General features: G+C 63.5%; 29 protein-coding genes. 14 read left to right on the top strand and 15 right to left on the bottom strand.

The genetic code is table 11. From position 1 onward, the window contains the following. Nucleotides 1-52 precede the first annotated feature (52 nt). Nucleotides 53-682: a DeoR family transcriptional regulator gene (locus LH20_RS05185; RefSeq protein ID WP_053553305.1), complete on the top strand. Its 630-nt coding sequence runs from the start codon at nt 53-55 to the stop codon at nt 680-682. 234 nt (nt 683-916) lie between these two features. Next, entirely contained in the window at nt 917-1,471 is a 555-nt protein-coding gene (locus tag LH20_RS22780; RefSeq protein WP_158501105.1) for a JAB domain-containing protein, read from the top strand. Here the strand turns inward: LH20_RS22780 and LH20_RS05175 are convergent. The 7 genes from LH20_RS05175 to LH20_RS05145 form a co-directional block, all read right to left on the bottom strand. Then, complete coding sequence (locus LH20_RS05175) at nt 1,447-3,315, bottom strand: type IV secretion system DNA-binding domain-containing protein (RefSeq protein ID WP_083455313.1); 1,869 nt, start codon at nt 3,313-3,315, stop codon at nt 1,447-1,449. The two genes, LH20_RS22780 and LH20_RS05175, sit on opposite strands and share 25 nt — an antisense overlap. Nucleotides 3,316-3,379: 64 nt before the next feature. Beyond that, entirely contained in the window at nt 3,380-4,084 is a 705-nt protein-coding gene (locus LH20_RS05170) for a lytic transglycosylase domain-containing protein (RefSeq protein WP_053553304.1), read from the bottom strand. A gap of 12 nt (nt 4,085-4,096) precedes the next feature. Then, nucleotides 4,097-4,429, bottom strand: a complete 333-nt coding sequence (locus LH20_RS05165) for a DUF736 domain-containing protein (RefSeq protein WP_053553303.1) — start codon at nt 4,427-4,429, stop codon at nt 4,097-4,099. Next, nucleotides 4,423-5,088, bottom strand: a complete 666-nt coding sequence (locus LH20_RS05160; RefSeq protein ID WP_083455312.1) for a S26 family signal peptidase — start codon at nt 5,086-5,088, stop codon at nt 4,423-4,425. The genes LH20_RS05165 and LH20_RS05160 overlap by 7 nt, the downstream gene beginning before the upstream one ends. Further along, the gene (locus LH20_RS05155; protein ID WP_053553302.1) at nt 5,088-5,342 is read right to left on the bottom strand and encodes a helix-turn-helix transcriptional regulator; all 255 of its coding nucleotides are present in this window, start codon (nt 5,340-5,342) and stop codon (nt 5,088-5,090) included. Before LH20_RS05155 ends, LH20_RS05160 begins: the two co-directional genes overlap by 1 nt. Before the next feature lie 119 nt (nt 5,343-5,461). Continuing rightward, nucleotides 5,462-5,923 carry a DUF2285 domain-containing protein gene (locus LH20_RS05150; protein ID WP_235527122.1) on the bottom strand — a complete coding sequence of 154 codons (462 nt, stop codon included), beginning with the start codon at nt 5,921-5,923 and terminating at the stop codon, nt 5,462-5,464. Nucleotides 5,924-6,026: 103 nt separating this feature from the next. Further along, the gene (locus LH20_RS05145) at nt 6,027-6,227 is read right to left on the bottom strand and encodes a transcriptional regulator domain-containing protein (protein WP_053556100.1); all 201 of its coding nucleotides are present in this window, start codon (nt 6,225-6,227) and stop codon (nt 6,027-6,029) included. A gap of 244 nt (nt 6,228-6,471) precedes the next feature. Between LH20_RS05145 and LH20_RS05140 the strand changes: the two genes are divergently transcribed. The 4 genes from LH20_RS05140 (at nt 6,472) to LH20_RS05125 (ending at nt 8,935) form a co-directional block, all read left to right on the top strand. Next, nucleotides 6,472-6,690: a DUF5818 domain-containing protein gene (locus tag LH20_RS05140; protein ID WP_053553301.1), complete on the top strand. Its 219-nt coding sequence runs from the start codon at nt 6,472-6,474 to the stop codon at nt 6,688-6,690. 134 nt (nt 6,691-6,824) lie between these two features. Then, the gene (locus tag LH20_RS05135) at nt 6,825-7,208 is read left to right on the top strand and encodes an antitoxin Xre-like helix-turn-helix domain-containing protein (protein ID WP_053553300.1); all 384 of its coding nucleotides are present in this window, start codon (nt 6,825-6,827) and stop codon (nt 7,206-7,208) included. A gap of 3 nt (nt 7,209-7,211) precedes the next feature. Next, nucleotides 7,212-7,901 carry an RES family NAD+ phosphorylase gene (locus LH20_RS05130; protein WP_053553299.1) on the top strand — a complete coding sequence of 230 codons (690 nt, stop codon included), beginning with the start codon at nt 7,212-7,214 and terminating at the stop codon, nt 7,899-7,901. A gap of 113 nt (nt 7,902-8,014) precedes the next feature. After that, the gene (locus tag LH20_RS05125; RefSeq protein ID WP_053553298.1) at nt 8,015-8,935 is read left to right on the top strand and encodes a nucleotidyltransferase and HEPN domain-containing protein; all 921 of its coding nucleotides are present in this window, start codon (nt 8,015-8,017) and stop codon (nt 8,933-8,935) included. Nucleotides 8,936-8,980: 45 nt separating this feature from the next. Here the strand turns inward: LH20_RS05125 and LH20_RS05120 are convergent, their stop codons facing one another. After that, nucleotides 8,981-9,676, bottom strand: a complete 696-nt coding sequence (locus LH20_RS05120; protein WP_053553297.1) for a response regulator transcription factor — start codon at nt 9,674-9,676, stop codon at nt 8,981-8,983. After that, entirely contained in the window at nt 9,673-11,121 is a 1,449-nt protein-coding gene (locus LH20_RS05115) for a sensor histidine kinase (protein ID WP_053553296.1), read from the bottom strand. The genes LH20_RS05120 and LH20_RS05115 overlap by 4 nt, the downstream gene beginning before the upstream one ends. Nucleotides 11,122-11,401: 280 nt before the next feature. Here LH20_RS05115 and LH20_RS05110 point away from each other — a divergent pair, with 280 nt between their 5' ends. The 3 genes from LH20_RS05110 (at nt 11,402) to LH20_RS24165 (ending at nt 15,263) form a co-directional block, all read left to right on the top strand. Continuing rightward, complete coding sequence (locus LH20_RS05110; protein ID WP_053553295.1) at nt 11,402-14,065, top strand: YadA-like family protein; 2,664 nt, start codon at nt 11,402-11,404, stop codon at nt 14,063-14,065. Nucleotides 14,066-14,269: 204 nt separating this feature from the next. Continuing rightward, on the top strand, nt 14,270-15,022 hold the full coding sequence (locus LH20_RS05105) for a CPBP family intramembrane glutamic endopeptidase (RefSeq protein WP_158501103.1): 753 nt from the start codon (nt 14,270-14,272) through the stop codon (nt 15,020-15,022). A gap of 112 nt (nt 15,023-15,134) precedes the next feature. Further along, on the top strand, nt 15,135-15,263 hold the full coding sequence (locus LH20_RS24165; RefSeq protein WP_268796096.1) for a hypothetical protein: 129 nt from the start codon (nt 15,135-15,137) through the stop codon (nt 15,261-15,263). A 555-nt stretch (nt 15,264-15,818) separates the two neighbouring features. On the opposite strand, the gene LH20_RS23460 is transcribed toward LH20_RS24165, so the two are convergent. Both LH20_RS23460 and LH20_RS05095 read right to left on the bottom strand, forming a co-directional pair. Then, nucleotides 15,819-15,983, bottom strand: a complete 165-nt coding sequence (locus LH20_RS23460) for a hypothetical protein (RefSeq protein WP_158501102.1) — start codon at nt 15,981-15,983, stop codon at nt 15,819-15,821. Nucleotides 15,984-16,266: 283 nt separating this feature from the next. Next, nucleotides 16,267-16,848 (bottom strand): superoxide dismutase family protein, encoded by a 582-nt coding sequence (locus LH20_RS05095; RefSeq protein WP_053556099.1) that lies wholly within the window; start codon nt 16,846-16,848, stop codon nt 16,267-16,269. Between the two features lie 519 nt (nt 16,849-17,367). Between LH20_RS05095 and LH20_RS05090 the strand changes: the two genes are divergently transcribed. Further along, nucleotides 17,368-18,039, top strand: coding sequence for a TetR/AcrR family transcriptional regulator (locus LH20_RS05090; protein WP_083455310.1), 672 nt, complete (start codon nt 17,368-17,370; stop codon nt 18,037-18,039). Nucleotides 18,040-18,133: 94 nt separating this feature from the next. On the opposite strand, the gene LH20_RS05085 is transcribed toward LH20_RS05090, so the two are convergent. The 4 genes from LH20_RS05085 to LH20_RS05070 all read right to left on the bottom strand — a co-directional run bounded on the left by LH20_RS05085 (nt 18,134) and on the right by LH20_RS05070 (nt 22,727). Continuing rightward, the gene (locus LH20_RS05085; RefSeq protein ID WP_053553292.1) at nt 18,134-18,514 is read right to left on the bottom strand and encodes an EthD domain-containing protein; all 381 of its coding nucleotides are present in this window, start codon (nt 18,512-18,514) and stop codon (nt 18,134-18,136) included. Next, on the bottom strand, nt 18,511-19,875 hold the full coding sequence (locus LH20_RS05080) for a spinster family MFS transporter (protein WP_053553291.1): 1,365 nt from the start codon (nt 19,873-19,875) through the stop codon (nt 18,511-18,513). The genes LH20_RS05085 and LH20_RS05080 overlap by 4 nt, the downstream gene beginning before the upstream one ends. 10 nt (nt 19,876-19,885) lie before the next feature. Continuing rightward, complete coding sequence (locus LH20_RS05075; protein ID WP_053553290.1) at nt 19,886-22,114, bottom strand: TonB-dependent receptor; 2,229 nt, start codon at nt 22,112-22,114, stop codon at nt 19,886-19,888. A gap of 133 nt (nt 22,115-22,247) precedes the next feature. Continuing rightward, on the bottom strand, nt 22,248-22,727 hold the full coding sequence (locus LH20_RS05070) for a nuclear transport factor 2 family protein (protein ID WP_053553289.1): 480 nt from the start codon (nt 22,725-22,727) through the stop codon (nt 22,248-22,250). 292 nt (nt 22,728-23,019) lie between these two features. Between LH20_RS05070 and LH20_RS05065 the strand changes: the two genes are divergently transcribed. From LH20_RS05065 to LH20_RS05050, 4 genes are all read left to right on the top strand, one after another. Beyond that, nucleotides 23,020-23,490 (top strand): MarR family winged helix-turn-helix transcriptional regulator, encoded by a 471-nt coding sequence (locus LH20_RS05065; protein ID WP_053553288.1) that lies wholly within the window; start codon nt 23,020-23,022, stop codon nt 23,488-23,490. A gap of 107 nt (nt 23,491-23,597) precedes the next feature. Beyond that, entirely contained in the window at nt 23,598-24,293 is a 696-nt protein-coding gene (locus LH20_RS05060; RefSeq protein ID WP_321164238.1) for a nitroreductase, read from the top strand. A 120-nt stretch (nt 24,294-24,413) separates the two neighbouring features. Next, a complete protein-coding gene (locus tag LH20_RS05055) occupies nt 24,414-24,815 on the top strand; it encodes a PRC-barrel domain-containing protein (RefSeq protein WP_053553286.1) in 402 nt (133 codons plus the stop codon). A gap of 135 nt (nt 24,816-24,950) precedes the next feature. Further along, nucleotides 24,951-26,162 carry a GGDEF domain-containing protein gene (locus LH20_RS05050; RefSeq protein ID WP_235527120.1) on the top strand — a complete coding sequence of 404 codons (1,212 nt, stop codon included), beginning with the start codon at nt 24,951-24,953 and terminating at the stop codon, nt 26,160-26,162. Nucleotides 26,163-26,197 lie beyond the last annotated feature (35 nt).

Below are 26,197 nucleotides of genomic sequence, written 5' to 3'. Positions count from 1 at the left end.
CCTCTGCCGCCACTCCGCACGGAAACCAGTTTAGCTGCGGAGAAAACGGAAGATGTTGCCGAAAACGGGCAGGAAATTTCCCCTATGGACAGGCGTTCTTGGCGGACGCGACACCTATGCGCAGACCATCGCCGAGCTGCTGCGCAAAGAGCATGGAGACAGTCGCCGTGCGATCAAGCAGCTCATGCGTCAGACGGATGCGAGCGAGAGGACCGTGAAGCATTGGCTCTCAGCGCAGCACGGGCCGGATACGGTGTATTTCCTGCGCCTGGTGGTTTCGTCGCCCGTCATCAGGGCCTTCGTTCTCGGCCTGCTCGAAGGCCCGGCGGCGATCCCGTTGACCGGCCCGGTGGATCGCATATCGCTTGCCAGAGCCCGTGAAGCCTATGCGGCCGGTGAAGCCGCTGGCGGACGTTCAGCAACGGGTGCGCGAGAATATGACCCTGAACGTGTCCCTGAACGTGACCCTATAAATGTCCCTGATCGGGCAGAGATCAATGAGCGACAACGCTGGTTTCTGGGCCGAGTCGTCGAGGGTCGATGCGACGCCAGGGAGATCGCGGCTGTTTGGGACGTCAGTGTGAAAACCGCGCGACGGGACATCGCCGCGCTCAAGGCGGCAGATCTCATATGCTATGTTGGATCACCGAGGAAAGGGCGGTATCGCAAGACGACTGGATAGCCGGAATGCCAGCTCGTGAATGCCCCGAGGGGCTCCGCCGAATCGGTGGGCTTGAATTGTGAGGCGGAAAGGATGAAGTTCGGTGCCGTGCGTGACGCGAACTCGCTGAGCGCGTTGATGATCGCCCGTGACGATCACGATAGCGTACTAAGCGCAGCTCCCAAACCACGGCACCATCTTCAGGGGTTATTCAAAAAAATCATTGAATGTCAAAATGATAATGAACGCCGTGGGATGATCCACAATCATCCAAGCCGCGACCCGACACCGAGCGATCATGACATCGAAGTCACGCGGCAACTTGACCGGATCGGCCGCGAACTCGACATCAAGCTGATCGATCACATCATCGTTGCCGAGGGCGGCACGCGTCACATCCGCACCAGCAGGGCAGCGAATGAGCTCGAGCGCGGCCCCATGCAGCAGCTTCGCAGTCCGGGGCCCGCCGAGAGGGGCAAAATCGCTTTGGAAAATGCCAAGGCCACGCTGCGACGGCGCCTGCTGCGCGATCAGCTATTCGGCGCTCCCGAATTGTTCGGCGATCCCGCGTGGGAGATGCTCATCGATATATTCATCCATGAGTGCGAGGGTGAACCCCTGCCTCTCAGTTCGCTCTGCGTCACGCCGAGCATCCCGATGAGCAGCGCGCTCCGGCTCTGCCGGAAATTATGCGCTGCCGGGATCATCGATCGCATACCCGACCCGAGTGATGGTCGCCGAAGCTTCGTCAGGCTCACACCCGAGACGGCGCACCGGATGCGGGCCTATTTCGAGGAGGGGCGCGGCTGACCGGCCCATGAGAGCGGACCTTCATCGAGCACCGAGGCGATTGGGGAGCGCCTAGCGTTGATCGCCCCTCTCCCACGGTCCGCGCGCTGCCAAAGGCTCGCCGCTGGGTCGGCCGCGATAAAAGCGGGCTGCCCCGGCGGACCGCGCCGCGCGATGTGGTCGCTGCTGAGCGAAATCCGCGCGACCGGCAAACCATCGGGAAAGAGCAAATAGCCTTCGTAGCGCGCAAGGCGAAGCGCGCTTTCAGGCACCGCTGGGCGCGTTCGGCGCTGCCGCCCGAGCGTGAAATGGGGCGCATGATCGCGATCGCCGAGCCCGCCGGTCATGGTATGCACCTCAACCTCGCAATGGCCGACGGCGTCGCTCGCCCATTTCCGGCTCTCGCCATCGATCATCTGGAGGAAAAGCTTGGTATTGCAGCAGCCGAGCATCGATTCCGCGAGATCCTTGCCGTAGCGGTGCCGCATCTGCCCGATCGCCTGGAAGGTCAGCACGACCGCGGCGCCGAACTTTCGTCCCTCGGGAAGCAGCCGGGCAAGATTGTCGACGCGCGGGAGGTCGGCGAGCTCGTCGAGCAGGAGCCAGACGCGCCGTTCGGGCGATGGCGGCAGGGCAAGCAGCGCGCTTGCCGCGCATTCAAGCCAGCAGGCGAGGAGCGGCTTTGAGGCTTCGAAATAATCCTCCTTGCGGGGCACGAAAATCCAGGGCCTCTTTCCTTTGCAGGCGTCGAGACCCGCGATGAAGTCGCGAAAGGAAAAAGGTGTCTCCGCCCCGCTTGGCAACCGCAGAAACTGGATGAGGTTGGCGGCTTTCGCGAGCATGAAGAGGACGCTGCCGGTCGCGCGGTCTGCGTCGTCGGCAAAGATCCGAGCCGACGAGCTGTCGCCGAGCCACGCCTTGAGGTCATCCCGGGTCCGATCCTGGAGCGCGTGAAGAAGGTCGGGCAAGCTCCCCTTCCCCTCGCGCCAGAGCGCGCGCAGCATATTGGCGACGAGGATGCGGCTCGTCTCGACCCAGACATCGCGCCCGTCGTGGCCGGTTTCGGTGATCAACTGCTGCGCGATGCGGTCGGCATCCGCGGGGTGCGCGATCTCGGCAAATGGCGACCAGTAGGCGCAGCGGGCATCGAATGGGTTGAGAATGACATCGCCGCGCGCCGGGTTGAAATAATGGGCAATGAATTCGCCGCTCGTGTCATAGACAAGCGCCGCCTCGCCGCGCGCCTCGATCCCGTCGAGCATTTGGCGCAGTACGGTGGTCTTGCCGCTACCGGTCGTGCCGATCATCGCCATGTGCCGGGTTTCGAGGCGCGGCGGGATCGCAACGGGCCCGATTGCAAGCACGCGTGCGTTCGCCTCTTTGCGCGTCAGCTTCGCGAGCGTCGCCCCGCTCGCCACACGCGTGCCGCTGATGAACCGGTCGCGCAGCGCACGCTCGCGCCGCCGCGCCGCAGCTCCGCGCAGGAGGATCAGGCAGGAAAGCCAGGCCCCGAATCCAGCCGCGCCTCCACGCAGGACCAAGCCGCCGGAGACTTGCGCAGCGCGGCGATAATAGGGATGCGCCGCGAGCGCGCGCGCTGACACGCGGTAATCCGCCCCCTCATGACGGATCGTCATGCCGGGATCGTGGCTCGTCGCAAACCAGATCAAAATCTTCGACCGGCACCATGCACCGCTGGATTGGAGAGCGGGCGTGCTGAGCATCAGCCAAGGGGAGCCGAGGCCCGCGAGCGCGACCGAGCAGAGCATGATCGCAAGGTGGCGCTTCAAACGTCGGGTCTGGCTGTAGCGCCCCTGCCGCCGCAGCATCTCCGCATGAAGCCGGCGATCATGCGGCTCGGTCATGATCTGGCGGCGAGGATCGCCTCACCATTTCTGCCTTCCCCGCTATCCGGAACGAGCAGGCTGCTCATGGCTCACGGCGCGAGAGCTGAATAAAGAGCGATGGCAGCGAAACTAGCGCGACAGGCCCTTCCTCTCCGTCCGCCGCTTGGGGCGGCAGACCGGGCCGGGCTGCAAACAACGACCCATCGCGCCAAGACGGCGGCTCTTTGCGTGAGGCGGGTGCAGATTTGTCTGTCGCGCCTCTCAAAAGGGGAGCGAGGCGGGCGACATAGGCGCGGGTTTCTGCCGGCAGCCCGCGGCGGCCCGCTGCGTAGGCGTCAGCGCGCCCCGGGCCCGCATTATAGGCAATGAGCATCAAGGAGATATTGCGATATCGGTCCCACATCGCACGGAGATAGGCGGTGCCTGCGAGAATGTTGGCGCGCGTATCAAAGGGATCAGGTCCGAGCCCGTGGCGCGCGCTCAGCATAGCCCAGGTCGCGGGCATGATCTGCATCAGCCCCATTGCGCCAGCGCTCGATTGCGCGCGGGGATTGCCGCCACTTTCGGCATGCATGACGCGCCAGATCCAGTCTTCGGGGACAGCAAAACGGCGCGCGGCTTCCGCCACATGCGCTGCTTGTGCAGCGTGCCGCGGCGCGGCCGGAGCATGGCGATCCCGGCTTTCTGCTCCCGCCGCACCGAGCATGGGATGCACCGCGATCGCCAGCGCGCACGCCGCCGTGATGCGCCGCTTGTGCGCAGCCGCGCTGCGGCTGCGATGCCCCATGCCCGGCACCGCTCAACTCCGGTCTTGCGGTTGCGGCCGCGACCAGAGAAGATGATGTTCTCCCTCGTCGCGCGCTGAGCGAATGAGATTGGCGCGGAGCGACGCCGGCAACGCGGGGTCGTCGATCTGCAGCGCGATATAGGGCCCGGCGCGCTCGCCGGTGCGGTCCCAGCCAGCGCCTACCTCGATCGTGCTGTCGGCCTCGCCAAGCAGCACGCGCCAATTGGGGGCATTCTCGGTATCGCTTGGGGCTGCTGGAACAATGGCAAGTGCCGCATCGAGCGTCAGCGTCGTAATCCGGCCCGAGTAGCCGGGGCCGGCTTCGTGAAAGGTTCCGATCAGCATGAGATATAATCCTTCTTCTTGGGGTGGAACGAGCAGGAGAGTCCGTGCGAACGCCAGCGAAGCGGGGAACCGGGCGCCGAGCGCGTGAGGATCGGCCGCGCATGGCCAAGAAGGCCGGAAGCCGGCAGGGGTCCAAAGTAGCGGCTGTCGAGACTGTCGGGCGCGGCGTTGAGGAGGAAGATTTCGCCTTGGCGAAGCGTGCGACAGCCTCTCCAGCGCGGGAGTGCGCGACCTCTCCGGTCGGCCGCGCGCGCGATTGCCGCACGGCGACCGTCGATCGATATTTGGGAACCCCAGCGGCAGACGCGGGCCCCTCGCGTCGCCGCGACATGTTTGAGAAGGGGCGTCCCGAGAGGCAGGTAAGCCCGGCGGTCAAGCCAGGCAGCGACCGTAGGCGGGGGTTTGATGGCAATGAGATCACCGGGCGCAGGGGTGCGCGCTTCAATCCGGTAGAGGCCGAGGGGAACGCTCGCGCTCGCGTTCCAGATCAGGCGTGGACGCGGCGCCTGCCAGATAATCGCGGCGAAGAGGGAGGCGAAGAGCGCCGCCGCTGCGAGCGTCGCGGCGAGATAGCCGCGATGCAGGGCGGCCCCCTCCGGAGATGAAGCTCGCCCCAGGGCCTGGGGGCCCCGCTCGCCCGCATCGCGGCACAGGCGCATCAGCGACGCACCACACGGCGTGCGGGATGGATCAGTCGCTTGGGCGGATTCGTGGTCGAATAGCGCAGCCCAGTTCCAGCCCAGGCGTCGAGATCGGAAATCTCATAGACGATGCGCCCGCCCAGCTTCAGATATTTGGGGCCCGTGCCGAAGCAGCGGTGCTTTTCGAGCGTTCGCGCCGAGAGCCCGAGATGCAAGGCCGCATCGGGGGTTCTGAGATAGCGGGGGCCATCGGGCTCAAACGGCTCGGTCATGGGCGATCTCCGGCGTTAGCAAGCGACGTGCCCGCCAGGCTCGCGGGCTCAAGGCATGTCTCGCCGATCCTGATCATGACGGAGAACGGACAAAGCGCGGAAAGGTCGGAATGTCCCGATCATGAGGCCGCGAGGAGCGCGCGGTAACCGCCGTCGCGCATCGCGAGCGCGCCGCGCTGCCATCGCGCGATGCGGCGCCTTTCGCTCGAGGCGTCCCACTCGGCGGCCGAATAATGACGCGCCTCGGGCGTAAGGAGCGCGGCGGCAAGCGCACGAGGCGACGCGCCGACCGCGATCCCATCGAGAAGACGAAGCCACTGGACAAGGCGCCAGCGCTCGGTTGGTCCGGGATCGACGCCGGCTGGAGGCGTCACCAGCTCCTCCCCGCTCAGGCCGCGATGCAGCGCGGCGGCAAGCGCGAGCCGGATGCCACCCTGCGCGTCGGCTGGGCAGACATAGGCAATTTCCTCGTTGCCCTCGCAGTAGCGGACAGCGACGCGGTAGTGGCGGCCCGCAATCCGAAGCACGAGATGCCATTCGCGATAGCCGATCACTTCGCTCGCGACCCGGTCGCTGCGCACAAGTTCAGCGAGCCGTGCCGCAGCGAGTCCCTCGGGCGCCGGCTGGGCAACCGCGACGAGCGCGCAGGCACGTGGATGCCAGATTGCGGGTGCTTCGGCGGCGCTAAGATCGGGATCGAAGGCGAAAGACCAACCCCCAGTGGCGCGCGACCCGGCCGAGCGCCGCGGGCTTGCCTAGCGCAGCGACATACTGACGCTGATAGCAGGGATTGCGGCGGAGAAACTCCTGCGCGAAATCCGCCCGATCATATCGCTCGAACATCCTCGTATAATATTCGGACTGCCAGTCGATCTTATGGTGCATAATATACTCCCATGACACAATCAGGGCCAAGGCTTCGAAATCTGGGCGCTTTTGCCGGATCAATCGACGGACGGACTCCAGCGCGCAGGCGATGAGCATAAGCGAGCTTTGCCAGTTTGTGTCGCGGAGACGGCCTCAATCTGGTTCTAAATTCGCTCGGGACGCGTGGTGCCGCACGCAAGGCCCGGCCTTCCTCAGAAGGTTTGGACTGGCACTTGATCCTTGCATTTCATAAAGGCGGCTCATGACCGCGATCGGGACCAGGATTGACGAAACCGGAACCTTGGTCCGCGAGGCGGGCGGCTTCATCCTGCGCCGCGATCTCGGCGGCCGCTGGAAGCTCGATCTTCACCGTGTCCCTGTCGACCATATCGAAAAGCGGGTCCGGATCACCGGAGTAGTGGTTGGCGAGGGTCTGGTGGACGTCGTCGGAGTATCGCCGGAGGCGCCGGGTCGACCCTGATTGGGAAAGCGAGGGCATCGCCGGCGAACCCTGTCGTGGGAACCGGTCGCATCAGCATAGTCAAATGTTCCGATTCGGGTCGAATATTGATTTTTGACCAGATAAGGATAATGTAGGCTCGGAAAGGAGCCGATATGGCAACCGCAGCCCGTAACGCGATCGACCGCAAGAGCCTGACTGGCCCGGCGCTGCGAACCTTCTTCAGTATCGCCGAGGCGTGGGATCTCAATGAAGCGGAGCAAATGGCCTTGCTCGGGCTCGACAGCCGCTCGACCCTTCAGAACTGGAAGCGCGGCGAGGTCGCGGCGCTCTCGAAGGACGCGCTTGAGCGGATTTCCTACGTGATGGGCATCTACAAGGGGCTGCAGATCCTTGTGCCCGCGACCGCGGATAGTTGGGTGCGCAAGCCGAACAAGGCGAAGCTTTTCGCGGGCAAGTCGGCGCTCGACCGGATGACCTCGGGCAATGTCGCTGATCTTTATGTCGTGCGGCAATATATCGACGGTCAGCGCGGCTAAGGCGTGGCACAAGATATTCCTGTCACCGCGACCCATTGGTCGCCTTGCTATCGCATCATCCCGAGCCGCTTCCCACCGGTCGGGCTGTTCGACAAGGTCGCGCGCGCAGAGGATCTCGATGCGGTCTTCCAGATCGAGGCGATGACCAACGACCGCCTGAGGGACGAGGTTGGTGATCTTGCGCTCGTGCCGCCCGAGGATCGGGTTTCGGGCCCGGGAGCGACGCCGATCATGGCAGCCTTTACGCATCTCAACCCCACGGGCAGCCGCTTCACCGATGGCAGCTTCGGCGTTTTTTACGCCGCGCTCACGCTCGAGACGGCCATCGCAGAGACGAAACACCACCGCACCAAATTCCTCGCTGCGACTAACGAGCCCCCGCAGGAAATCGACATGCGCGTCTACGCGGTCGACCTCGCCGCCGATCTCCACGACATCCGTCCGCTCGCAGCGAGCCACCCGCATCTCTATGACCCCGACAATTATGCGATCGCCCAGGGCCTCGCGTCCGAGCTGCGCGATGCGGGCGCCGACGGCATCCGCTACTGGAGCGTCCGTCACGAGGGGGGCGAATGCGCTGCCGCATTCCGCCCCCGCATTCTTTCAAATTGCCGGCAGGAGCGGCATCTTTGCTATGTATGGGACGGGACCTCGATCAGGACCGTCTATGAAAAACGAAGCCTGGGCGAGTGACGCCCGCCCTACGTTCCCCCTCCCCTTCCGGGACGTCGCCGCGTCCGATAGCGCCAGATTGAGGGCAGAAGAGCTTGCCAGCCCTTGGGTCTCCCGTCAGAATCGAAGCGAAAATGAGAAGTGACATCCACCATCTGCCGGCAAGACAGCAAGGCGAGCTTGAGCGTATCACGTGCGTGCTGATGGAGGAGTTTGCGCGCTCGATCGAGCGCGCGACGATGGAATGGAAGCGCAACGGCAAGATCCTGAAGATCATCCTTTTCGGCAGCTATGCGCGGGGCGACTGGGTCGACGAGCCCGAAAATGGCTATCAGTCCGACTTTGATCTCCTGATCATTGTCAGTCACGAGGACCTCACCGACATTGCCGATCACTGGTATGTCGCCGAGGACAGGATCCTGCGCGATCCTGCAATAGGGCGAACCGTCAACATCATCGTTCATACGATGCAGGAGGTGAATCAGGCGCTCCGCCGCGGCGAATATTTCTGGGTCGACATCATCCGCGACGGCATCGCCCTTTACGAGCTACCCAACCACCCGTTCGCCGCGCCGCAGCCTATGACGGCCAGCGATGCGTACAGGATGGCATCAGAATATTATGCAAGCTCGTTTCCCGCAATCAACGTTCAGATCGAAACGGCTCGTTTTCAGGTTGAACGGAGTCCGCAGAATAGGCAGTGGATGAACGCGGCCGCGTTTGCGCTTCACCAAGCCGTGGAACGCGCATATGGCTGCTTTCTTCTGACATACACATTCTACTTTCCCCGGTCCCACAACATCAAATTCCTCCGCTCGCTCGCCGAGGACAAGGAGGAGCGGCTGATCGCGGCCTGGCCGCGCGACAATAAAATCGACCGCAGGCGCTTTGAGCTCTTGAAACGGGCGTATGTCGAGGCTCGCTACTCGATGAGCTATGAGATCAGCGCCGAAGACCTTGCTGCATTGGCCGAGGCGGCCAGCAGGCTGCGCAATATCGTGGAAACACTCTGCGCCGAGCGGATCGAGAGATTGCGGAGTGAGGCGGAGGGGTAAATTTTTGCCGCGACGCGGCATCAACCGCCGCCGGATGTGCCCCCATCATTCGACGACCACCGGGGCTGCAAAAGTATAGCCTACACCATAGACAACCTTGATAGCTGGGGGGTGAGCCGTGGCGCTTTCGATTTTTCTGCGCAGCCGGCTCACAATGGCGTCGAGGTGGCGATTCTCGAAATGACCAGAGGGCCGCGCAAGCGCGGTCACGAGCTCCTCTCTCGTGCACGTCTGGCCCTGACGCTGGCACAGCAGATGCAAGAAGGCAAATTCGGTACCGGTCAGCCGAAGCGACTTGCCGTCGGGCGAAGCCAGTTCCCAGCTGGTGGTGTCGAGAGCCCAGGAACCCGAAGTGCCGCCCGCCGCGGCTCGCGCTTCCCGCGTTCGCCGCAAGAGCGAGCGGGTGGCCGCTTCGACCTCGCGCAAGGGGCTGTGCTTGACGAGATAGATGTCGGCGCCGCTGTCGAACCCTCGAACCCGGTCTCCGGTGTCGCCATAGGCACTCAGCATGATGATGCCGCAATTGTGGCCCTTGCGAATTTCCAGAGCGAGATCGAAACCATTTCCATCGGGTAGCCCCACGTCGAGGATGACGACATCGGGCGCCAGTTGGTTTGCAAACGCCGCGCGCATTTCCTGCGCGCAAGCCGCGGATGTTACCTCAAAGCCGCGCAGCTTCAGAAAGTCGCCGAGGTCCTGCCGCAGCCTGGGTTCATCTTCGACGATCAGGATCTGACTCACGCCGTCACCCTCTCGCAGCTGACCTGGCGCTGGCGCACCGCGGGCAGCGGGACGCGCACGACGGCCACTGTGCCGCCGTCGCTCGGGTGCTCGTAATCGAGGGTGCCGCCGTGAAAGGCGAGAAGCCGGCGAGCCGAATAGATACCGAGCCCCGTTCCCGTGATCGCGCTGGCGTTGGGTGCGCGAAAAAAGCGGCGACCTATCTTGCCGCGATCGCTCGCGGGAATGCCAATCCCCCGATCGCGCACCTCGACGACGAGGGATGCCCCTTCTTCGCGGCCCACTATCGCGACCTGGCTGTCGGCGGGCGAATATTTGAGCGCATTGTCGATGAGATTGGTGAGGACCGTCGCGATCATCTCGGCGTCGGCTTCCAGCATCACCTGCGGATTTTCGATCGCAACCTCGAGACGCCCCCGGTGCTCCCGCACGGCAAGATGCGCCAGGACTTCGGCCAGAATGGCGCCGATCCTGACGGGTTCGGGTTGGAAGGTGCGCTCGCGGTCGTCGGTCATGAAGCGGTCGATCAGCGCGAACAGCCGATCGACCGCTTCGTTAATCCCTGCGAGCCGCTCGTGCTTGGCTTTCGGAGCACTGTCGCCCACGAGGCTGATCATTTCTGCAGAGCGGCGAATGACGGCGAGCGGTGTGCGAAACTCGTGGCTGACCACGCGCACCAGGTCGGCCTGCTCCTCGCGAAGCGCGCGCTCGGCGTCGAGGCTCGCACTCAAACGATTTTCAAGACGCCGCCGGGCCTCGACTTCGTTCATCAGACGGGCGTTCTTTTCGCGCAGGTCAGCCGAGAGCCGCGCGCTCAGCATGAAGAGAAGGCAGGTAAAGAGGGCGATCAGAAACAATGTGCCCTGCAGCAGATACCAGGCATTGCGGTCGGCGAGGATCGGGGCGCTTTGAAAGTCGGCGGGCAGCATGAACTCCAAGGCGCTCTGCACCACGCTTGCGAGCATATATTCGCCAAGGACTGCGATGGTGGCCCAGCGCAGAAGCGCTGGCTGCGTGCGATCGCGAGCAAGCCCGAGGCACATCACCGACATGATGACGAGGGTAAAGAGCGTAGAGGCGTGTATCCGGATCGCAACATCGCCAGGCGCGGCCACGATCACCGTGCTCCACACGGCAATATGGGCGGCGAGCAGCGAAAGGCCGATCCAGCTGTAGCGCGGTTGACCAAGAAAGCGGGCGAGCCCTTCGGCGAGCAGGACGAGGCCGAGCTTGATGATCGTGTTGGGGATGAGGATCGCCCAGATCCCCGGCTGCTCGCCGCGCAGAAGCATCAGCCACACCCCGAGCGCCATTGCGGCGAAACCGGCTGCAAGAAATCTGAGCTCATATAGGTGCCGCCAGGCGCGCCATGCAAAGATCCAGACCAGGGCCTGGAGACACACCGTGGCGAGAGTGACGACGAGAACCGTTTTCAGATCAAGCATGTCGTTCGCGCGCCCATGAATCGGCTATCGCCACTTTTCTTTCGTAAATCAATGCTTTGGATTTTGTTAACCATGTAGGGAGCCAACCCCGCGCCGTCAGATTTTGTCAGAATTCACTGGAATTGATCGGTGGAATCGATGGCCGGGGCGACCCTAGTTTGGAGGCACGCCGCAACGAAGGCTGAGCAGCGCACCGCGCGCCCCCACCTCCCCGTAGGACGCTTGGCTCTTCGGTGTCGACGTGTTGGCACGAAACAGGGAAATGATCATGCGATCCACAATGCTTTCGAAATCGCTCGTCGCTAGTGCACCGCTCGCCATCGCGACTGCGCTGCTCATCCCAACCGAGGCTCGTGCGGATACCACGCCCGAATGCAACACCGGACCGGGCATCAATACAACCGAATGCGGCGCGGATAGCACCGCCAACGCTCCAAACTCTACCGCGATCGGCCAGGGCAGCACCGCGAACGGGACCGCCAGCACCGCAACCGGCCAGGGAAGCGTTGCGAGCGGCTTTGCAGCGACGGCAACGGGGAGGGGCGCGCAGGCTACCGGCGTCCGCAGCACGGCGACCGGCACGGTCAGTACGGCGAGCGAAACGGCAACCACGGCGAACGGTTGGGGGAGTGTCGCAAGCGGCTCCTATGCGACGGCGATCGGTTCGGAGAGTTCTGCGCTGGGTCTTTCGAGCACGACGGTTGGTACCAGCAGCTTCGCCTCAGGCGATGGAGGGACCGCGCTCGGATTTTACACCCACGCTGGCGGCACCAAGGCGAACGGGTTTGTCAACCAGGGCGCAACCGCGCTTGGCCATGCAGCTCAGGCCGGCGCGGGCGCGGAGGGGCAGCACAACGCGACTTCGGTCGGTGCACAGGCTACCGCGAACGCGCTGAATGCGTCGGCTTTTGGCGCGCACGCGGAGGCCACCGGTGAGGGTTCGGTCGCTCTGGGTCAGGGGGCGGTCGCCGACGAGGCAAACACGGTTTCGGTGGGTGCTGCCGGCGCGGAGCGACGGATCGTCAATGTCGCGAGCGGGGCCGTTACCGCCGGCTCATCCGACGCGGTGACGGGCGACCAGCTCTACAACACCAACCAGCAGGTGGCAGCGGCGCAGGCGGCGGCGGACGAGGCCGCTGCGAGCGCCGCGAGCGCACAGGGGACCGCCGACACGGCCCTCGCCAGCGCCACCGCCGCGCAGGCGGCGGCCGGGACCGCGCTCGCGAACGCCGCCACGGCCCAGGACACCGCAAACCAGGCCCTTGCCGCAAATGATGCGCAGGATCTCGCGATTGCCGACAATGCTGAGGCTGCCGCACGCGCCCAGAGCACGGCCGACACCGCGCTCGGGCGGGCAGCAAGCGCCCAGGATGCGGCCGACCAGGCGCTCGCGGAGAATGCTGCGCAGGACACCGCGATTGCCGCGAACGCAGAGGCGGCGGCGCGGGCGCAGGGTACGGCCGACACCGCGCTCACGCGGGCGGCAAGCGCCCAGGATGCGGCCGATCAGGCACTCGCGGAAAATGCCGCGCAGGACACCGCGATTGCCGCCAACGCCGAGGCAGCGGCCCGCGCGCAGGACACCGCCGACACCGCGCTCACGCGGGCGGCAAGCGCCCAGGATGCGGCCGATCAGGCACTCGCGGAAAATGCCGCGCAGGACACCGCGATTGCCGCCAACGCCGAGGCAGCGGCGCGGGCGCAGGGCACGGCCGACACCGCGCTCACGCGGGCGACAAGCGCCCAGGATGCGGCCGATCAGGCGCTCGCGGAGAATGCCGCGCAAGATACCGCGATCGCAGCCAACGCGGACGCCGCGGCCCGCGCGCAGGGCTCCGCGGACACCGCGCTTGCGGACGCGGCCGCCGCCCAGCAGCGAGCGGACGACGCATTCGACAACGCCGTCTCCGCGCAGACCAACGCCGCGGCCGCCCGCACGGAAGCCCGAGAAGCACAGCGCGTCGCCATTGAGGCAGGCGAGGATGCGGTGGCGGCGCGGCAGCGCGCCGACAACGCCTTTGAAAAGGCGGTGAAAGCGCAGGCAGAGGCCGATACCGCGCGCAATATCGCAGTGCAGGCGCAGGCTGACGCCGATATCGCGCTCGCCAAAGCCAATGCGAACGAAGCCGAGCTTGTCTATTTCGCGGTCAACAGCAGCGGCGCGGCCTCGCAGGCCACCGGCGCCGACGCTGTGGCCATTGGCGGCGACAGCGTGGCGGCGGGCGACCGCTCGGTAGCCATCGGAACGAACGCGCAGGCTGCGGCCGGCCAGGCCGTCGCCATCGGCGCGGGGAATATCGCCTCGGGTGACGGCGCCGTCGCGATCGGTGATCCCAATATCGCCACCGGACGGGGCGCCGTCGCGCTCGGCGCGGACAACAGGGCAATCGGGACCGGCGCCGTGGCAATTGGTGCGGACAGCATTGCCGAAGGGCAATCGGCAATCGCGCTCGGCCGCAACGCGCAGGCGACCGCCGCAGGTGCGGTGGCGATCGGCGAAAATGCCGTCGCGAGCCGACCTGGCCAGGTCGCGCTGGGTTCGTCGGGTTCGACCTACACGCTTGCGGGGATCGGATCGGCCGAGAGCCGGGCAGCGCAGTCGGGCGACATCCGCTATGTGACGGCGGACGCATCGGGCAATCTGGCTCTCGCCGATTTCGGACCGGTCGACATCGCCCGGATTCAAGGCCGCGTGAACCGCGACCGGCGCGATGCCCGGGCGGGGATAGCAGCCGCCATGGCGATCGGTTATGCGCCGATGCCCTCCGAACCTGGCCGAACGAGCTATGCGCTTAACGGCTCGACCTTCCGCGGAGCGCAGGCGATCGGCGGCGCGATCTCGCATCGCCTCGACACCGAGGCGCCCTTCGCGCTCACGGCGGGGTTCGCCTATGCGGGCAATGGGAACAATGCGGCCCGCGTCGGGATCGCAGGGGAATTTTGATGCGCTGGCATATTGCGTTGGACCGGGCAGGTTCTGCGTAATCTTGCGGTCTTGCAGTGCGTGAGGTGCTCCTCGGTCCTCCCCGCCCTCCACCGACAGGCGGCACTATTATGGAGGTCGATATGAGAGTGACGCTCATGGCCGGTTCGTTGTAGGCTGGTATGGACTTTCGCACTGAGCGCGAGGGCGAGGATGAGGGACGGCTTGAGGGCGCTTCTTTGGATCGGTATTCTTACGACAGGCGCGGTCATTCTTTGGCGAGCGTCATTGTCGCTGAGCGCGAAAGCCCCCTTCCCCATTGATCATGGCGAACGGCTGGCCTTCGGCGTGACCGTCACAGGCATTGTCGCCGGGCTCAGCTGCGCCATGTCATACGCGCGGCCGCGTCTCATCACCTGGAGTCCACTAGACCGACGGACTTTCAGTCAGACCGCAAGCGGAGCGGCGGCATATGCCGCGCTGGCCATCCCGGCGACGGCCACGCTGGCCTGGATCGGGTTGACCGACATCGGTTTAACACGCTCATCCGAGACGGCTCTCACACTCGCGTATCTCCTCCTTCTGGTCCTCCTAAGCGAGGCCTTGCCTGAGGAGCTACTCTTCCGGGGCTGGATAATGCAGGCTCTGGAGAAAGATCGCTCGCCTTGGAAACCTGTGCTTGGCCAGGCCCTCGTTTTCAGCCTGTTCGCATGGGTCGTGGGAGCCGTGAGCTCGGTAACCGATGCGAGCTTCATCGCTTGCTTCGGCATAGTTCTCGGAATTGTCCGGGCAGTAACCGGCACGATCTGGACAAGCGTCGGGTTACATCTGGCCTTCATAACTGCACAGCAGTCGGCATTGCCATCGTGGGCAATCTGGGGAGGTGATCCGCATCCACCCGTCCAGATTATCGGCCTCACGATTTTGCCATTCTCAATAATTGTCGGCATCCTCTATGGGCGCGTTAAGCCCAGCTGAAGCCACTAGCATTGTCCAGCGGCAAGTCACGAGTGACCGCAGTTAATGCCGGGTCGACGCATCCTTTGCACAATTTGGGAGTTGCTCCGGCAAATTCCCCAAGGAGGTCCTGATGCATGCATCTTTTCTCGAAGCAATGGCCCCGCTCCTCATCGCGATCGGCCTGCTCTGGGGCGTGATCGTGCGGATGTTCATCGACAGCCGCCGTGAGCGCAGGCGGATCGCCCAAGAGGAAGAGTAGCCCGGTCATCCACATCGGTCTCCCGCGCGGCAGGTAGATTGCTCCGCAAAGATAAAATGGGCCGCAGAGCACTACTTCCCGGGGACGGGCATTCGGACCATTCGACGACCAACTCAAGCATGCGCATCTTCGGGAAACGGCGGGCCGCCTATATCTTCACAATTAGGGCGCGGCGAGCACGATTGAGAGCCTCAAGGCGTTGCTCACCCGCAGACATGGCGCCAGCACGGCTCTGTGGACATCTGTCCAGGGATTTGCGCCCGAACCACGCGTGACGACCGGACAGATGGCGTATCTCGCGCGTTGCAGAAAATCGAGGGAACCAAGGAGAGGGATCATGCCACGAGGCGACAAGGCTAGGTAGACCGACAAGCAAAGGCGCAAGGCCGAGCACATCGAGGAAATCTGTGAGCTCGGCGTCAGCAAGAAGGAAGCCGAGAGCCGGGCGTAGGCATCATTGAACAAGGACTCGGCGCTTCCGAGTCGCGGCCGCTCATCGCCAAGATCATCGCGCACAGCCGCCGCTTCATCGCGATTTAGGAGGGCCAGTTTTGCTCAGAGCGGCGAGTGCTGGTGGAAGATGAGCCTCCAGCCGCCTGAGCGCCGTACATAGCCCGAGCTCACCAGCGCCGTATAGGGCTCGTCGTCGGCGCGCGTCGCCTCGGCGCGGTAACTGATAATTGCAAGGTCATCGTTCTCCACTAGCGCGCGGTCTGTCATCGCGAGGTCACGCCAGCGGTTTGAACTTGTCGCAGTTGACGCAACTTCTTCACGCGAATGTACCCCATGCATCTCGGTCATCTGGGGAAAAGCAAGGAGGCACTTTTCATAGACATTCTCGAGGAAATGCTTTCTTCCCTTGAGCCAAAAGCCCGCCTCGATCCGATAAAGATCCTCCTCAGTCGCCAAATGCCCATCCTCCCGGAAACACAAGAACCTGAAATAAGGTGCGCCATGAGAGCGGTATGCACGGGACGCAACAACCAGGGGTGTTATCGATCGCTCAGACGACGTTGAATATACCGCAAGCGATGCGATCGCCACTATTGCCCGATGGGTCGGTCTTCTGGTCGTCGGCCGACGCGTGGACCACCATGGCCGACCCGTCCCCGTCCATCAGACCAGCGAACGTCGCACCCTTCAGCTCGTACGAAATGCTCCCGCGCCCATTGGGGTCGACCACGAGGTTCGGCATATCGCCGGCATGTTGCCCGCCGGGAGCTTCAAGGCCGTGCTTGGTGTTTGCGGGATTCCAGTGTGCACCCGCACTTTCGAATTTGGGGGCGTCGCACTTTCCGGTCATATGCACATGGACGCCGTGTTCGCCTGGCGGGAGCCCCTCGACTTGCAAGCTCAGCATAACGCGCCCGTCGTTGACCGTCGCCCTCGCCCTGCCAACAGGCTTGCCATCCGCTGCCTTGAGTTCCGCGGCGGCGCTTTGGGACGGCGCTTGCCCGGCACCACTCAGCGCCGCTTCTTCGAAAGCCTTGCTGTTAACCGGTGCCGCGGGCGTCGAAGTGTCGGGAGAGTTGCAACCCGCTAGGAGAGCCGGAAGGGCGACCATGGTCCAACAATTGCTGTTCATCTCGAATCTCCCTTGCCGATGAATATGCAAGGCTAACCATCGAAAGTCGGCAATGTTCCGCCACTTGGCCTGACGGCAATCGGGTAAGCGCTGCACTCCGCTTAAAGGCCGGAGCATGGCGGTCTGGGAGTCGAGGTAGAGCAGGTCATCCGCGTCGAACCTCATGGTCCGCTCCTCAGCGAACCAGTAGAGGGTACCGGACCTAATCATCCAGCCCGCTGTCAGCGGGCTTGGAATTATCGCGATTTTCGTAGAACGGATTCGCGCCGAGCTCAGCCGCGGTTCGCTCTGAGCGGGCGAGATACTTGCGTAAGTGATCGGCCTCGCTGCGATATTCGGCTGCTCGCGCAAATCATAGAATAATGCCTCCCCGCAGCTAACAAGCTGCTGCGCGCTGGCAGACACGAACGACACAAGCGACTTGAACCCGATCGAAGGGATCGATTCGTGCGAGTTGATGGTCTACTCCGGTGGACAGGATCGATGACTATATCATGATATCGATAGCTCACGACCCGGATCAAGACCCGAAAATTACCGTCCGCCGCACGGGGCGGGCCCGTCCGCCAGCGCGTCATCGACGCAGCCGAGCGCCTGCTCCGCGAAGGCAAGGCGGAATTCTCGATGCGCGACCTCGCCTCCGAGGCCGGCGTCAGCTTTGCGACGCCGTTCAACCGGTTCGGGAGCAAGGCCGCGATCATGCAGGCGCTCGCCGAGCGGCGGATCGAGCTCATGGCGAAGCGCTTTACCGAGCATCCGCCGCTCGCGGACGCTCTTGAAAGGGTCCTTCTTGCCACCCGGATTGCGTCTGAGGGAATGCTCGAAGAGCCGCGGGTCAATCGCGCGGTGATGGGTGTGATCGGAACCGCGAGCCCGGCACCGGGCCGCGCGCTGGAATTGTCGACAGGCCTCTGGCGGCTGGCTCTGGGCGACGGAAGCGGCCAGATGGTGGCTAAGAAGGACGAGGCGCTGCAGATGCTTGCGCGCCACCTCGCCTTTGCCGTTCGCGGAACCCTGTCCTTCTGGACGGCGGGCGAACTCGCCGACAACGAGCTGACCGAAAATGCTCAGGCGGTTGCGAACAGCCTGCTTATGGCTTCGCTGCCCGTCAGTAGCGAGGGGGGGATCAAGGCGAACCACGGCGGCCGCCATGCTTCTCCATCACCGATGCGCATCGGTCCGGGATCCTGACTGGAACGGCTCCTCCCGGCCTCCAGGTGCATCCGGCGGCGAGCGAGCAAGCGGCGTATGCGGGACGCCTGACGCCGCCGACCATGCTTCCTCGCTACCCGTCCAGTTCGTCAATGATGACCCGCTCCACGCCAAACATGACGCTCGAGCGCGACATATCGCAGAAATTGAGCTCGTCAGCCTGGAGCAGGCGGCCGCCTTCCTGGCCCTCAGGCGACGCCGCGCCCGCAAGTCGATCCTCTTCAGAATCCCACCAGATCTCGACGACGCCGTCGTGCGGCGGCTGGCAGCCGCGCGATTGGGTCATCTGCCGGGCCGCCTCATAGTCGCCACCGTGGAGCTGGACATATCGCCTGATCCGCAAGGCCTTGGCGTATTTCTTGGCGATCGGGGCGTGAATGTTGAACCAGTGGTCGAGGAACTGCTCCTGGGTGAGATCGGGACGGCGGTAGACGGCAAAGGACATCTTGATCATGGGTTCCCATCCTGTTGTTGCTGAAAATCAATGTCGCGCTCCAGATGCCGGCTCGCGGCGAAATAATGGACGGCCGACCACAAGAAGAGCAGGCAGATGGTGGCAAGAGCGTAGCTCACGCCGCGCGCCGATGCTGCCTCGCAAAGGGCGGTCATCGCCGCGCGGCAGGCCGCAGCGTCGATGCCTGCCGGGAGCGCCTGCGCAAAATAGAAGTCGCTAAGCGCTCCCGCGGTGAGCGGGCCGAGCAGAAGGCCGATGATATTCATTGCGAGCAGCACGATCGAGATCGCTGTCGCGCGCATCCGGCTTGCGACGATGTTCTGGGTCACCGCGAGCACAGGCGCATAATAGCTTGCTGAAAACACGCCCGGGATCGCGAGGAGGATGAGCCCTGGGAGAAGCTCACGCTGGAGGAAGCCTGCGATATAAAAGGGTCCCGCGAGCAGCATCATGAGCGCGGGTATCCACCCGTAGTAGCGAACATCGCGGGTCACGAACCGGTCGACGACAAAGCCGCCGACCATGTAGCCCCCCGCGACCGACGCGCCGTTGACGAGCGCAAAATAGACCGCCGCCTCGGTATAGCTGAGGCCGAAGTTTCTCACGAAAAAGGGGTGCCCAAAGGCGAGCACCGCCTGCCCGATGAAGCTTGTCACCACGCCGCCTGCAATCATCTGACGAAAACTCCGGCTCTCCCAAAGCGTCGCGAGCACCGTGCGCAGCGAGGGTATCTCGGCTTTTGCGACCGGCGGCCGCTTGTCCCGGAGTGTCAGCCGCGCCGCGGCGGCGAGAACAAGGCCCGGGAGCCCGACGAGGAGGAAGGCCATGCGCCAGCCATGATGCTGCGCGACCCAGGCGCCGCCGATCCCGCCGATAATGATGCCGAGCGGAACCGATAGACCGAGAATTCCGACAACCGTGCCGCGCCGTTCGGGCGGATAAAGATCCGACAGATAGGATTGGACGGGGGCGTTTGCCCCCGCTTCACCAACCCCGACCCCGATGCGCATCAACAGGAGCTGCCAGAAGCCCGTGGCCATCGCGCACAGCATCGTCATGCTCGACCAGATGGTGACCGCGATCGAGACGATGCCGATCCGGTCGGATCGCTCGGCCCAGCGCGCAACCGGGATGCCGAGCGTTCCGTAAAGAATGGAAAAAGCCGCGCCCCCCAGCAACCCGAGCTGAAGATCACTGAGCTTCAGATCATCGCGAATGGCCTGGCCGACCGTGTTGAGGATCGCCCGGTCGATGAAGGCACAGGTCGTGATCGCGAGCATGAGCGCGAGGGCCCATCGGCGCTCACGAGGCACCGTCGCCGCGCGCGGCGGTGCCTCGCCCTGTTCGATTTCCGTGCGCATGAAGGACCGCTTAGAAACGCAGATTGCCTTCGATGGCTATCGTGCGGGTTTCCTCCAGGTAGCGGTGGCCGCTCGGGGTGTAGGAAAGTGACCCGGGCCAGAGGAAGGCAAAGGAATAGGTCCGCTCGTTGGTGAGGTTGCGGCCCACCAGCGCCACATTCCATCGCTCGTCCCGGTCGCCGAACTCTACCCTCAGATCAAGCTTCTGATAGGATGGCTGGATACCGTAAACCGGGTCCTGGTTATCCGAGATGAAGAACTTGGAGCGGTAATTCATCGCCGCGGTGGTCGCGAGCAGGTAGCGATCGGCAATCGGCGCCTTGATCTGTGCCTGGATCGACCCGCTCCACTTCGACGAGAAGGCGAGCTTGTAGCCTGCAAGATTGTTGTTCGCAGGATTGTTCGGCGCGCCCACGGGAGCCGCCGGATTACAGACCGAGATCGGCTGGCTTGTAAGGCAGCTTGCACCCGGAAAATTGTCGTACTCGGCATTTTGGTACGCGCCGCTCCAGCTCAGCTTCAGCCACTGCGCAGGGCGAAGCCCGACCGACCATTCGATACCGCGTGACGTCGCGCTCGCAGCATTTTTGGTCACGAAGCCCGGAGGGCTGAGCGTCGGATCGTAGACCGACGTCTGGAGATTCTTGAAGGTGAGATCGTAAAGCGCAAGGTCGAGGGTGAGCATCCGGTCGAGCAGCGCGGCTTTGACGCCCACTTCATAGTTGGTCGACCGCTCGGGGCGATAAATGAAGGTGCTGTCGACCGTGCCCACCGTATTGCTGACAAAGCCGCCCGATTTCGAACCGCGGCCGTAGGACGCATAGAGCATGACATCGGGCGTCACATCGAATTGCGCGGTCAAAGAGGGATCGACATTGTCCTCCGAGATGCGCCCCTTGGCGGTCGTCTCTGCGCCAAAAGGCATGCCCGAAAGCGTGATCGTCTCGAAATTCCCGCGCTTCTTGGTGCGGGTGTAGCGCGCGCTTCCGATGATCCGGAACGCGGACGAGAGATTGGCGGTCGCCTGCGCGAAGAAGGACAGGGTCTGCGCCGACTGATCGAAGAGCGAGTTGTTCGAGCCCGTCAGGCCGCTCGGCAGCCCGGTGTAGTAGCGCGGATACTCAAGCTCATAGTCGCTCCAGTCGAAATAGGTCCCGACGATATATTCGAGCGGCTTGCCCTCAGGAGAGGCCAGGCGGATTTCCTGCGAGAATTGTTCAAACTCCTCGAAGATCCGGTTGAGGAAGATGGCAGGGACGTCCTTCGCATAGGAGTTCGACCGGTTCGCGTCATAAGCGGAGTATCCCGTGATGCTGGTCAGAACATGGTCGCCAATCTCGTAGTTCGCCGTGAGCGACGCATTTTTCGACGTCACATTGTTCGATTCGGCAAAGCCGAAGGGATAATCGTCGGCGAAGCGGTCCTTGGTAATTTCCAAAGGCGCGGTCACGGTCGAAAGGACGATTGCGGCGCCCTTGGTACGCGAGCGGCTATATTCGAGCTTGGCCGTCGCATCGAAGCCTGCATTTTCATATTGAAGCGTCAGGCGCGCAAGCGTCTGATTGCGACGCGGGTCGCGCTTTCCGGTCGTGCGATTGGGAATATATCCGCCAAGATCGAGAGCCTTGACCGCCAGGCGAACGCCAAGATTGTCGGTCACGGGGCCTGAGACATAGCCTGTGAATTCGGTGCCCTCGAGATCGAAATTATAGGTGCCCGTAATCCCCGCCTCGAACGTGGGGGTGGGATTGGCGGTGACGATGCTGATCGCACCCGCGGGCGTATTTTTCCCGAAAAGCGCGCCTTGCGGTCCGCGCAGCACCTCGATCCGCTCGATATCGAAGAAGGGCGCCTCGAACTGCTTGCCGCGCCCCGCATAGATGCCGTCCTGATAGAGGCTGACCGACTGGTCGAAGGCGAAATTGGAAGGCGCCGAGCCGAAGCCGCGAATATAGATGACGTCGGCGGCGTTGAGGCGTTCGACGAAAAGGTTTGGCACCGACGCTGCGATGTCGGCCATATCCTTGGCGTGGAAATCGGAAAGCGCCTCGCCCGTTACGACAGCAATGGAAATCGGCACATCCTGGAGGCTCTGCTCACGCTTTTGAGCCGTGACCACAATATCGTCGGCCGCTCTTTCTACAGCCGCCGGCTGGGCCTCCATTTCCTGCGCCATCGCGGGCTGCGCCGCAAACATGAGGGAGCTTGCGCCAAGGAACAGATACTCAAGCCGTCGCATATTCCGATTCTCCCCATTTTTAGTTAGTTAGCTAAATAAGCACCTAAGTTTTGAAAGCTTCCCCCGCGTCCGGCCCTCTTGCGATGAGGCGGCCCCTGGCCTCGCGGAAAGGAAAGTGTTGCCCGGCTCCCGCCTACATGCGCTGGGGCGCAAGCTCCCGGGCCCTGGCAAAGGCCCTGTCGAACTCCTTGTGCCCCCCCTGGCGCCCCGCGAGAAGAAATGTCGCGCCCTTGATACGCCAGCGCCCTTCGATCCGGATGAGATCATGGCGATACTGACCGCAGGCGTGCGCGTGGAACTCCTCCTCGCCGTCCATGAGAAAATGCATCGCGTTGACGTAAGAGGTGCAGATCGCCGCATCGCCGTCCACATGGGGACGGACATTGCTCACCATGTGCAGCGTCTTGTCGAACCCGTGCAGGACGCGGAGGCGATCGGTCCACTCGGAGGCCGCCAGATGGCCGCCCGTGGTTCCATTCGAGCTATAGTCGATAAGAATCGGGTCGGTGATCAGCGCTTCCAGCGCAGCCCAATCGCGCCCGTCGATTGCAGCACACCAGCTGTGAATGGCGTCGATGACCGCAAGATCATCCTCGTGCGCCGATGATGTCATCTCTCATCCCCATCCCTGTTTGTTTGCCAGCCCTCTAACCAGCCGATCCTGTAATGTCAATAAAACTGACAAATATAGGTAGATATCATGACATAAAATGTCTGGATTCCTTGGGTTCATGGTCCTATAACGGATGCACTCGCAGCCGCGCGCACGGGGGAAATGAGCCGCGAACTTGCAAGACTCGGGGGTCCGACTGAGCGCGCGGGACGCCACGCCTTCTCCCCATGTTGATGCAGCCCCCAGGCTATCCCCCACGGGATCGCCGACCTTCCCGACAAAGGCTAGACTCATGGTACGTGTTGAAACGCTGTTCATTCCCCTGTTCGAGGCCTTCAGCTGGTTCGACGCAGGCCTCCAGACCTTGATGACCGAAGCGGGATGGGCCGAGGTTTCAAGGTCGCAGACGATGGCAATGATCCTCGTGCGACAAGGGTGCAATCGTCCCGCTGCCATCGCGCGCGCGCTCGGCATCTCGCGCCAGTCGGCTAGCACCATCATTGCTGAGATGATCGAAACGGGCATTTTCGCCATGGAAGCCGATCCCGGCGACAAGCGCGCGAAGATCGTTACCATCACACCGCTTGGTCAAAAGCGGGCCAATGATGCGCGCGATGCCGTGTTCCAGCTTACCGCGGAACTCGAGCGCCGGATCGGCCGCGACAATGTCGCCAATCTCTGGAATGCCCTCACGGCAAACTGGGGCCCTCCCGTCGAGAGCCTGCGGGATATGAACACGGCCGGCTGGAAATCGTCGATCTGAGTGCAAGGGAACTCAGCGCCGATCATCGATCGCTTCGAGTGCGAAGTTTTTCTTGTTCGCGGCCCCATCCTTTCTGCGTTGCGCACCCCGCCGGGCCCGATACGTCTATGCGCAGACCCTCGAGGAGATATTGCATCGTGAATGTTGCAGAAGCCGTAGCCAGCCGCCGTTCCATCCGGGCCTTTGAAGATCGGCCAGTGCCTTTCGAGACCATCTACCGGGTGCTCGACCAGGCCCGCTTCACGCCTTCGGGCTGCAACTTCCAGCCCTGGGAGGCCATCGTCCTCACGGGCGAGCCGCTGCGCTCGCTGCAGACGCGGCTTCTCGCGAGCCAGCCCGACGATCCCCTGGAATATGATTTCTCCGCGCCCGGAGCGCATGAAAAATATCAGTCACGGCTGCGCTCGCTCGGCGCCGCCATGTATGCGTCCGTCGGCGTCGCACGCGACGAGAAGGATCGCCGCGCCGATTTCGTGCGCGACAATATCACCTGCTTCGGTGCACCGGTTCTCCTCCTTTGCCATTTTCCGAAATTCATGAAGGAGCCGCAATGGTCGGACGTGGGAATGTGGCTCCAGACCATCATGCTTTTGCTTCGCGGCGAGGGCCTCGACAGCTGCCCGCAGGAATATATGGGGGTCTATGGGCGCACGATCAAAGCCGAGCTCGGCCTTGACGATGACACACTCCTGTTTTGCGGTTTGTCGATCGGATGGCGCGAGGCCGAGGCGCCTGTCAACCTGTTCGAGCGCGAACGCGTTCCGCTCGGCGAGCAGGTGAGGTTTCTCGGCTTCGGCGACTGAGGCTCAAGCGAGGTCTGCCGCCTCAAGGCTGGCCCCACCTCGCTTCTCTCCATCGCGCCGCCGCCCGGGCAACCGACGCGCGAGCAGAGGCGTTAGCGATCATCAGCGAAAGGAAATGACATGCAAAAACTGCTCCTGATGACCCTGCCGCTTTGTTTCGTTGCAGCCTGCTCGGACAAGAATGATGCCGCGGAAGAAAGGCTTGAGCGGGCGGCCGAAACCAGCGCGACTGTGGCGGGACCGACACCCGCTGCCCTCGGACTGAGCGAGGCACAGCTTCTCGACGCCGACATCGTCGGATCCGACGGTAGGGAACTCGGTGAGGTGGCACAGGTCCTGCGTGACGCTTCGGGCAAGGTTGACCGGCTTTTGGTCGAGCTTGAAGGACCGGGAGACCGCTATGTCCATCTGCCCATACTCGGCCTCACGCCGGTGGTGCGGGGCACCGACACCGATCTTCAGACAACGATGACCAAGGCAAGGCTGGACGCATTGCCCGAGGTCAAGCTACCGGCCCCGTAACGAGTCGGTGAATGCCTGGCGGCCGGGGCCGTCCAGACCCTATCGTGGCGTCATTCGCACGAGATGCATCCGCGTGACCAGACTCGGAGCCCTTGGGTTACCCAAGTTTAACAGGATCGGAGGATGATCGGCGCCATGGACAGATCGGCCCCCACGCCACCGATCGCGACCACGTTTCGTCAGCGCATTTTCGCGGACGCAGCCCTGCTGCCTTTGCCGGTCTACCGCGATTTCATCGAGATGCTCTACAGCATGCGCTTGCCCATTTTTGGGCTGGGCGCCGTTTTTGTCGGCATCGCGATCCTTGTCGGCCTCCACTTGGGCAACCCCTTTCTTTATCTGCTCGCTGCAGCCGGCGCGCTCACGACAATCGCAAGGCTTGCCACCATCGCCGCCTTCCACCGCGCAGCGCCCATCCTTGGCTTTGAGGAGCTCAGGCGCTGGGAGCGCCGCTATGCTGCGGGCAATTTGACGTCAGCCGCTTTGCTCGCGCTCCTCAACATTGCAGCCATGAGGGGACATGATCCGACGGTTCATCTCCTCACCGTAAGCCTCGTCTTCGGCTTTGGCGCGGGCATCGTCGCACGCACCTCGGTGAGGCCCTTCGCCTGCGTCGCGAGTCTGCTCGTCGCCGCCCTTCCCACCGCAACCAGTCTTGCGCTTCACGCAGCCGAGCCGACGAGCGACCCGCTGCACGGCGAGATGTTTCTCGCCGAAGCCTTCATCATCGCCGCGATCGCCGTCCTCAGCCTCCAGACGGTCTTCCACCTCTATCACTCCGCCGTAGAGCACCACACAGCGCGCCACGACATGGCGAAGCTTGCACGAACCGACGCACTCACGGGTCTTTCGAACCGGCTTCGGCTGCGCGAGCAGTTTCAGGAACGCGCCGCCGCCGCGGTGCGCGCCAAAAGCCTCCTCGCGCTTCATTATCTCGATCTCGACGGCTTCAAGGCCGTCAATGATCTCCATGGTCACCCCGTGGGCGACAAACTTCTGAAGCAAGTCGCGCGGCGCCTCGAAGCGATGGTGCGCGCCGGCGATGTCGTTGCGCGCCTCGGCGGTGACGAGTTCATCGTGCTGCAGACAGGGATCAGCGAGGAGAGCGAGGCCGAAATGCTCGCGCGCCGGATCATCCGCGAGCTCAGCAGGCCCTACATCATAGGGGAGCTGTCCTTGTCGGTTTCGGTGAGCGTCGGGATCGCGACAGCGCCGAAGCTCGGACTCGAGCTCGAGCGGCTTCTCGCATGCGCGGATGCCGCGCTCTACCGCGCGAAAGCGGGCGGCAAGGCCCGCGCGCTCTTCTGCCTCGAAGCCGACGTCGCCGAAGCCGAACTCGCCGCCTGAAGACGCCTTCCCTAACGCGAGCGTGGCTTCGCGCG

Source organism: Sphingopyxis sp. 113P3, from assembly GCF_001278035.1.
In the GTDB taxonomy this organism is placed as follows: domain Bacteria; phylum Pseudomonadota; class Alphaproteobacteria; order Sphingomonadales; family Sphingomonadaceae; genus Sphingopyxis.
The sequence above is the reverse complement of the archived record's forward strand: the minus strand, read 5'-3'. Positions and strand labels throughout refer to the sequence as shown.